Annotated in this window: 10 protein-coding genes; all 10 read left to right on the top strand. The window is 67.3% G+C overall.

Features of this window, described 5'->3' with window-relative positions:
• On the top strand, positions 1–367 hold a 367-nt coding region (locus VM938_09600), incomplete at its 5' end, for an NADH-quinone oxidoreductase subunit A (GenBank protein HVF75292.1).
• A complete protein-coding gene (gene nuoB / locus VM938_09595) occupies positions 358–861 on the top strand; it encodes an NADH-quinone oxidoreductase subunit NuoB (GenBank protein HVF75291.1) in 504 nt (167 codons plus the stop codon). The genes VM938_09600 and nuoB, both read left to right, overlap by 10 nt.
• Positions 845–1594, top strand: coding sequence for an NADH-quinone oxidoreductase subunit C (locus VM938_09590; GenBank protein HVF75290.1), 750 nt, complete (start codon positions 845–847; stop codon positions 1592–1594). Before nuoB ends, VM938_09590 begins: the two co-directional genes overlap by 17 nt.
• Positions 1591–2763, top strand: coding sequence for an NADH-quinone oxidoreductase subunit D 1 (locus tag VM938_09585; GenBank protein ID HVF75289.1), 1173 nt, complete (start codon positions 1591–1593; stop codon positions 2761–2763). Before VM938_09590 ends, VM938_09585 begins: the two co-directional genes overlap by 4 nt.
• A 31-nt stretch (positions 2764–2794) precedes the next feature.
• On the top strand, positions 2795–3820 hold the full coding sequence (nuoH, locus tag VM938_09580) for an NADH-quinone oxidoreductase subunit NuoH (protein ID HVF75288.1): 1026 nt from the start codon (positions 2795–2797) through the stop codon (positions 3818–3820).
• 18 nt (positions 3821–3838) lie between these two features.
• Positions 3839–4300 (top strand): NADH-quinone oxidoreductase subunit I, encoded by a 462-nt coding sequence (locus VM938_09575; GenBank protein HVF75287.1) that lies wholly within the window; start codon positions 3839–3841, stop codon positions 4298–4300.
• A gap of 10 nt (positions 4301–4310) precedes the next feature.
• The gene (locus VM938_09570; GenBank protein HVF75286.1) at positions 4311–4802 is read left to right on the top strand and encodes an NADH-quinone oxidoreductase subunit J; all 492 of its coding nucleotides are present in this window, start codon (positions 4311–4313) and stop codon (positions 4800–4802) included.
• A 2-nt stretch (positions 4803–4804) separates the two neighbouring features.
• Positions 4805–5104 carry an NADH-quinone oxidoreductase subunit NuoK gene (nuoK, locus tag VM938_09565; GenBank protein HVF75285.1) on the top strand — a complete coding sequence of 100 codons (300 nt, stop codon included), beginning with the start codon at positions 4805–4807 and terminating at the stop codon, positions 5102–5104.
• Between the two features lie 8 nt (positions 5105–5112).
• Positions 5113–7248 (top strand): NADH-quinone oxidoreductase subunit L, encoded by a 2136-nt coding sequence (locus VM938_09560; GenBank protein ID HVF75284.1) that lies wholly within the window; start codon positions 5113–5115, stop codon positions 7246–7248.
• Between the two features lie 13 nt (positions 7249–7261).
• Positions 7262–8779: an NADH-quinone oxidoreductase subunit M gene (locus tag VM938_09555; protein ID HVF75283.1), complete on the top strand. Its 1518-nt coding sequence runs from the start codon at positions 7262–7264 to the stop codon at positions 8777–8779.
• Positions 8780–8782: the final 3 nt, after the last annotated feature.

The raw sequence follows: 8782 nt of genomic DNA, 5'->3' as shown, positions 1-8782 counted from the left end.
CATGTCGCAGTTCCTCCGCCAGTATCTGACCGTCGCCATCTTCGGCGCCGCGGCGGTGCTGATGGTCGGGGCCATGCTGGGGCTGGGGCGGCTCCTGCGGCCCACCCGTCCCCAGACCGGCAAGTACATCAACTACGAGTGCGGTGTCGACCCCGTCGGGGTGGGCTGGTCGCAGAGCCAGATCCGTTACTACGTGTTCGCCCTGCTGTTCGTGATGTTCGACGTCGAGGCGGTGTTCATCTTCCCGTGGGCCGTGCGCCTCGAGGCCCTCGCCGTCTTCGGGCTCGTCGAGATGGGCATCTTCGTGGTCATTCTTGCCCTCGGGCTCCTCTACGCGTGGCGCAAGGGAGTTCTGCGATGGGTCTAGTCGAGAAGGGCAAGCTTCCGAAGCCCCTCACCACGTTGCTCAACACCGCCCGGAAGTACTCGCGGTGGGTGTACCAGTGGGGCCTGGCCTGCTGCGCCATCGAGATGGGCGCCGCGTTCGGCTCGCCCCGCTACGACGTCATGCGCCTCGGCGTCATCCCCTTCCCGGCCAGCGCCCGCCAGGCCGACCTGGTCGTCATCTCCGGCACCGTCACCGACAAGATGGCCGTGCCGATCCGCCGGCTCTACGAGCAGATGCCCGACCCCAAGTACGTCATCTCCATGGGCTCGTGCGCCAACTGCGGCGGCCCCTACTGGGACAGCTACTCCGTCACCAAGGGCATCGACCAGATCATCCCCGTCGACGTCTACGTGCCCGGCTGCCCGCCGCGGCCCGAAGCGCTGCTGGAGGGCATCGTCCTCCTGCAGGAGCGCATCCAGAACGAGGACATGGCCGAGCGCTGGAGGGGTGAGCCCATTGTCGTCGGAAGCTGACGCCCCTCCGGCAGAGGCCGCGGCCGAGGCCGAGGCTGAAACCGAGGCCCCCGCCCCCCGCGACGAACTGCGCGAGGGCCTCCTCGCCACACTGACCGAGGCCCTCGGCGATGCCGTCGTGGCCAGCGAGGTGGCGGGCGGCGACCTGACCGTCCGGGTCGCCACCGACTCGTGGAAGCGCGCCGTCGAGGTGTGCCGCACCCGGCTGCACATGGACTACTTCTGCTTCCTCTCCGGGCTCGACTGGCTCCCCAACCCGACCCTGTCGGGCGAGAAGGTGTGGGACACCGACGACGAGGCGGGCAAGCAGGGCACCGACGACGAAGAGACCACCGACATCCCCACGGCGGTGCAATCAGGCGTGGCCGGCGGCGACACCCGCTTCCAGGTGTTCGCCCGCCTCTACGACACAAGGCGCCACGTCGGCATCACCCTCAAGGCCGACCTCGACGACAACGACCCCCGGGTCGAGTCGATCACAGAGCTCTACCGCGGCGCTGACTGGCACGAGCGCGAGACCTGGGAGATGTACGGCTTCGACTTCGCCGGCCACCCGTCGCTGCGCCACATCTACCTGCCCGGCGAGTTCGAGGGCCACCCCCTCCGCAAGGACTTCCCGCTGCTGGCCCGCGAGGTGAAGCCGTGGCCGGGGCTGGTCGACGTCGAGCCCATGCCCGGCGAGCCCGAGGGCGAAGGCGAAGGCGCCGGCACCGAAGGAGGCGACGCCGGATGACGGTAACCACCGACTGGCAGAAGTCCGCCTACATCGGCGGGCAGGCGGCCGACGCCCGCATCAACGTCGAGCTCGAGACCGAGGGCATGACCCTCAACCTCGGCCCCCAGCACCCTGCCACCCACGGCACCTTGCGCATCGTCGTCCGCCTCGACGGCGAGCAGGTGGTGTGGGCCGAACCGGTGTGCGGCTACATGCACCGCGGCTACGAGAAGCTCTGCGAGGTCCGCACCTACCCGCAGGTGACCACCCTCATCAACCGCATCGACTGGCTCGGCCACTTCGCCAACGAGGTGCCGTTCATCCTGGCCGCCGAGCAGTTGATGGGCGTCGAGGCGCCGCCCCGGGCGCAGTACATCCGCACCATCTTCTTCGAGCTGGCCCGCCAGGCGAACCTTGGCCTCTTCCTCGGCGACATGGGCGTGCAGCTGGGCGCCATCACGCCGGTCTTCTTCGCCTTCCGTGACCGCGAGTACCTGCTCAACCTCATGGAGGCCGCCACCGGCGGACGCTTCCACCCCAACTTCGACCGCATCGGCGGCATCAAGGAAGACCTGCCCAAGGGCTGGATCGACGAGTGCAAGGGCGCCATGAAGCGCCAGCGGGCCTTCTGCGACGAGATCGAAGACCTGCTCATGGGCAACGAGATCTTCCAGACCCGCACCCGCGGCATCGGCGTCATCCCTGCTGCCGTGGGCCTGGAGTACGGCCTGTCGGGCGCCAACATCCGCGCCAGCGGCGTCGACTGGGACATCCGCCGCGACGAGGACAGCCCGCTGGCCTGGAAGCACGCCGACTGGAAGGTCTGGACACACCCCGACGGCGACTCCTTCGCCCGCTACTGGGTGCGCCTGCAGGAAGTCCGCGAGTCGACCTACATCGTCGAGCAACTGCTCGACGGCCTGCCCGCAGGCTCGATCCAGGCCAAGGTCCCCCGCATCATCAAGGTCCCGGCGGGCGAGGCGTGGATGCACACCGAGAACCCGTTGGGCGAGATGGGCTACTACGTCGTCAGCCAGGGCGGCCTCGGCCCCTACCGCTGCAAGATCCGCACGCCCAGCTTCAACAACATCTCGATCCTGCCGTGGCTGCTGAAGGGCGTCTACGTCCCCGACGTCATCACCATCCTGGCCAGCCTCTACTTCATCCTCGGAGACATCGACCGATGAGCACCGCTGTCGGAACCGCGGAGGACCGTCAGTGGTAGCCATCGAGCTGGCCTACTGGACAGCCACCGCCATCAAGGTCGGCGTCGTGCTCGCCATCATCCCGGCCGGCGCCCTGATCCTCGGCTACGTGTTCCTCATGAAGATGATGAGCCACATGCAGAGCCGGCTCGGCCCCATGGAGGCCGGCCCCCACGGCACCCTGCAACTCGTGGCCGACGGCGTGAAGTTCCTCCAGAAGGAGGACATCTTCCCGGAGAAGGCCGACCGCCGCGTCTTCGCCTTGGCGCCGCTGGTCGTGCTGCTGTCGACCTTCCTCCTCTACGTCGTCATCCCTGCGGGGCCGACCCTCATCGTCGAGGACCTCGACACCGGCATCTTCTTCGCCCTCGCCGTCAGCTCCCTCAGCGTGCTCGGCGTGCTCATGGCGGGCTGGGCCTCGGCCAACAAGTACTCGCTCATCGGCGCCCTGCGCGCCGCGGGCCAGCTCATCGCCTACGAGCTACCGATGGTGCTGGCCGTCGTCGGCGTCGTCATCCAGGCGGGCAGCATGAGCCTGCAGCAGATCGTGCGGGCCCAGACCGACGGCGAGATCTTCGGCTGGGGCGGCATCGGGAACCCCTTCCTCCTCACCCAGATCGTCGGCTTCGTCATCTTTCTCATCGCCACCCAGGCCGAGCTGAGCCAGACGCCCTTCGACATGCCGGTGGCCGAGTCGGAGCTGGTGGCCGGCTTCATGACCGAGTACACCGGCTTCCGCTTCCTCTTCTTCTTCATGGGCGAGTTCGGCACCGCCTTCGCCTTCTCGGCCATCGCCGCCACCATGTTCCTCGGCGGCTGGGCCGTGCCCGGCATCGACCCCACCAGCACGCTGGCCGACGTGGTCGGGCCCTTCGCCCTCGGCGCCAAGATCATGCTGGTCGCCTTCTTCATCTTCTGGGTGCGCTTCAGCTTCCCCCGCTTGCGCGAGGACCAGCTGCAGACGATCGCCTGGAAGTACCTCATCCCGATCTCGCTGGTGAACATCACCGCGACGGGCATCCTCAAGGTGGTGTTCTAAGTGGCCTTCGGCAAAGGGATGGCCAAGGGCCTGGGCGTCACCCTGCGCACCATGCTGCGCCCCGCGGTCACCGTGCAGTACCCGCACGTCAAGGAGGCGCCGCCCACCCGGGCGCGCGGCGTCATCGCCCTCAAGGAAGAGAACTGCACCGTCTGCATGCTGTGCGCCCGCAGCTGCCCCGACTGGTGCATCTACATCGAGGGCCACAAGGACAAGGCCCCGCCCCGCCGCGAAGGCGGCAAGCCCCGCACCGTGCAGAAGCTCGACCGCTTCGACATCGACTACTCGCTCTGCATGTACTGCGGCATCTGCGTCGAGGTGTGCCCGTTCGACGCCCTCTTCTGGACCCCCGAGTTCGAGTACTCCGAGGTGAAGATCGCCGACCTGCTCCACGACAAGGACCGCCTCGGCGAGTGGATGAAGACCGTGCCCGAGCCGCCGCCCCTCGAAGTGGGCGCCGAAGTGAAGAAGAAGAAGTAAGGAGCCCGGGGTGCTGGCTCAGAACATCATCTTCTACGTCATCGCGGCCGCCATGGGCATCGCGGCGATCCGCGTGGTCACCACCAAGAACGTCGTGCACGCCGCCCTCTACCTGGTGGTCGTGCTGGCGGGCGTGGCCGCCCAGTACGTGCTGCTGGCCGCCGAGTTCACCGCCGTCGTGCAGGTGCTCGTCTACATCGGCGCCATCATCGTGCTCTTCCTCTTCGGCATCATGTTGACCCGGGCGCGCATCGGCAAAGAGAACGACCTCGACAACGACCAGCGCTTCGTGGGCGCCCTCGTCTCCGTCGCCCTGCTCGGCTTCCTCGGCGCCATCCTCTGGGACGGCTTCGAGGACACCAAGCTCCCGCCCGGCCGGCCGCAGACCTCGGCCGAGGTCGGCCTGTCGATCTTCCGCGACTACGTGATCCCCTTCGAGGTCATCTCCATCCTCCTCCTGGCCGCGCTCATCGGCGCCGTCGTGATCGCGAGAAGGGACTAGGGATGTACCTGAACCAGTTCCTCTTCCTGGCCGCCTTCCTCTTCTGCGTCGGCGTCTACGGCGTGCTGGCCCGCAAGAACGCGGTGCTCGTGCTCATGTCGATCGAGCTGATCCTCAACGCCGTCAACATCAACCTCGTCGCCTTCGGCGCCTTCCACGACACGGTGGCCGGCCAGGTCTTCGCCCTCTTCGTCATCGCCGTGGCCGCCGCCGAAGTCGGCGTGGGCCTTGCCATCGTCCTGCTCATGTACCGCAACCGACACTCGATCGACCTCGCCGAGGCCGACCTCCTCAAGGGCTGACGGACGACATGCTGCGCAACGCCTGGGTCATTCCGCTCGTCCCCGTCGCCTCGTTCTGGCTCATCCTCTTCTTCGGCAAGAAGCTGCCCAAGAAGGGCGCCGAGATCGGCATCCTCGCCCTGCTCCTCAGCCTCGGCCTGTCGCTGGCGGTGGCCACCCAGTGGATCGGCACCGAGGGAACGGTTCCCGTCGCCCACCACGGCGCCGACGCGGGCCACGGCGCACCTGCGAAAGACGACCACGGCGCGCCGGCCGAGGACGACCACGGCAAGCCCGCGGCCGACGCGCACGGCGGCGAGGCGCAGGGCGGCGACGAGGAGCTCAAGCGAGCCCCGGTCGAACGCAAGTTCCTGTGGTGGCAGAACGGCGACGTCGAGGTCACCTTCGGCTCGCTGATCGACGGCCTGTCGGTCGCCATCCTGGTGATGGTCAGCATCATCTCGCTGCTGGTGCACCTGTTCTCGATGGCCTACATGCACGGCGACCGCCGCTTCACCCACTACTACGCGGCGCTGAGCCTGTTCACCTCCGGCATGTTCATCCTGGTGGTCGCCCCCAGCACCCTCCAGATGATCCTGGGCTGGGAGATGATGGGCCTCTGCTCGTTCATGCTGATCGGGCACTGGTGGGAGGACCAGGCCAACTCCAACGCTGCCCTCAAGGCGTTCTTCACCACCCGCACCGGCGACATCGGCCTGCTCGTCGGCGTGTCGATGCTGTTCTTCCTGGCGGGCCAGTCGTTCGACGTCATGCACATCAACAACGAGGCGTTGGCCGGCCACATGAGCCAGGGCGCCCTCACCGTGGCTGCCGCCGCCCTGCTCCTGGCCGTGATCGGCAAGAGCGCCCAGTTCCCGCTGCACACCTGGCTGCCCGACGCCATGGCCGGCCCCACCCCGGTCAGCGCCATGATCCACGCCGCCACCATGGTCGTGGCCGGCGTGTTCCTCATCGCCCGCCTCTACGGCGTGTTCTTCCAGGGCTTCGAGATCGGCGCAGGCGACGGCTACTCGCCCGTCGCCATGGTCGGCGGCCTCACCATCCTCATCGCCGCGGCCCTGGCCTTCGTGCAGGCCGACATCAAGAAGGTGCTGGCGTACTCCACCGTCAGCCAGCTCGGCTACATGGTCATGGCCCTCGGCGTCGGCGCCTGGACGGCGGCCGTCTTCCACGTCGTCACCCACGCCTTCTTCAAGGCGGGCCTGTTCCTCGGCGCCGGCTCGGTGGCCCACTCTGGCTCGCACCACAGCTTCGACATGAAGAAGGACATGGGCGGGCTGAAGAAGCACATGCCGATCACCTTCTGGACCTTCACCATCTGCTCGCTGGCCCTCGCCGGCGTGTTCCCGCTGGCGGGCTTCTGGTCGAAGGACGAGATCCTGCTGGGCGCGGGCGAAGGCGGCTACGACGCCTTCATGTACATCGGGCTCCTGGGCGCCTTTATGACCGCGGCCTACATGACCCGCTGCGTCTACCTCACCTTCTTCGGCGAGGCCCGCGGCGCGGCAGCGCATCACCACCCCCACGAGTCGCCCAAGCTCATCACCGTCCCCCTGATCATCCTGGCCACGCTCGCGGTGGTGACGGGCTTCCTCAACGCCCCCGGCGTCTTGAAGTTCACCGAGTGGTTCGAGCCCGCCTTCGTGTCGAACGTGGTGACCCACCACGACTTCTCCATCACCACGGCGATCATCGGGTCGATCGCCGGCGCCGCCGGCATCGCGGTGGCCGCCCTCTACTACTGGCGCAACCTCGGCCCCCACCGGCTCACCGAGCGCAGCGGCGCCGCGCGGGGCGTGTACCGCTTCCTCGACCAGCGCTACTACCTCGACCACCTCTACACCGGGGTCATCGTCAACGGCATCAAGGGCCCCGTGGCCCGGGCCGCCTACTGGACCAACCAGCACGTGCTCGACGGCATCGTCAACGCCGCAGGCATCACCATGCGGGCACTGGGCCGCTTCATCTACAAGTACATCGACCAAGGCCTCATCGACGGCACCGTCAACGGTGCCGGCGTCGGCGCCGAGGAGAGCGGCACCGCGCTGCGCACCATCCAGACCGGCCGCGTGCAGAACTACGCGGCGGTCCTCTTCGGTGCGGTCGCCGTCATCGGCCTCACCCTCGTCCTCACTTCCGGCTAGGAGACGCAGACACATGGACATGCATTCGTGGGCCTTGACCCTGGCGGTGTTCCTGCCGCTGGTCGGCGTGGCCCTGCTTGCCTTCGTGCCGAAGGAGAGCGAGGCGACGATCAAGAGCGTTGCCCTGCTCACCACCTTGGTCACCGCAGCGGTGGGCGTGTGGATCATGGTGAACTTCGACTACGCCCGCTCGGCCGACGCCCAGTTCGAGGTCGACAAGGCGTGGATCGACGTGATCAACAGCCGCTACCACGTCTTCCTCGACGGCATCTCGCTGCCGCTGCTGCTCCTGTCGATGTTCATCACCGTGTTGTGCGTGATCTACAGCTGGGACCACTTCCCCGAGCCGCACAACCCCAAGGCGTTCCTCATGCTGATGCTCGTCCTGGAGACGGGCATGAACGGCACCTTCGTGTCGGAAGACCTGATCCTGTTCTTCGTCTTCTTCGAACTGGTGCTGCTGCCCATGTACTTCATGATCGGCGTGTGGGGCGGCGAGAACCGCCAGTACGCCTCGATCAAGTTCTTCCTCTACACCTTGTTCGGCTCGGCGCTGATGATCCTCGGCTTCCTCGCCTTGTACTTCAAGGGCGGTGAGACCTTCGACATCCCGACCCTTGTGGCCAACGGCGGCGGCATCGCCCGCAACACCCAGATCCTCATCTTCGCCGGGCTGTTCATGGGCTTCGCCATCAAGGTGCCGATGTTCCCGTTCCACACCTGGCTGCCCGACGCCCACACCGAGGCCCCCACCGTGGGCTCGGTGATCCTGGCCGCCGTGCTGCTGAAGCTCGGTACCTACGGCTTCATCCGCATCGCCCTGCCGATCCTGCCCGAGGCAGCCAAGGCGTGGGCGCCGTGGATCGGCCTGCTCTCGGTCATCGGCATCATCTACGGCGCGCTCGGATGCCTGGCCCAACGTGACTTGAAACGGCTCATCGCCTTCTCGTCGGTGGCCCACATGGGCTTCGTGATGCTCGGCATCTCCACGCTGACGTCGTACGGCATCAACGCCGCCATCTTCGGCATGGTGGCCCACGGCCTCATCACCGGCATGCTGTTCTTCCTGGCCGGCTCCATCCACGAGCGCTACCACACCCGTGAGATGGACCGCCTGGGCGGCCTGCTGGTGCAGGCGCCCAAGCTCGGCTGGATCCTCGGCTTCTGCGCCATGGCGTCGCTCGGGCTTCCCGGCCTGGCCGGGTTCTGGGGCGAGTTCCCCGCCATCCTCTCGGCCTACAACCCGGGCGCAGGCCTGAACGAGGCGGTGTTCCGGGTCTACATGGTGGTCGCCGCCATCGGCACCGTGTTGGCCGCCGGCTACCTGCTGTGGATGTTCCAGCGCACTGCCTTCGGCGAGCCCAAGGAAGAGTTCGCCGACGCCCACATCCACGACGTGCACACGCCGGAGTGGCTCGCCTGGTCGCCCATCCTCGCCCTCATCGTGGTGCTCGGCGTCTACCCCCACCTGTTGTTCCGGGTGACCGACGGCGCCGTGCAGGCCGTGACCGCCGCACTCGGAGCCGGTTAACCA

This window comes from Acidimicrobiales bacterium (genome assembly GCA_035536915.1).
Classification (GTDB): Bacteria; Actinomycetota; Acidimicrobiia; order Acidimicrobiales; family JAHWLA01; genus JAHWLA01.
This window is presented reverse-complemented; position numbering and strand designations above follow the sequence as displayed.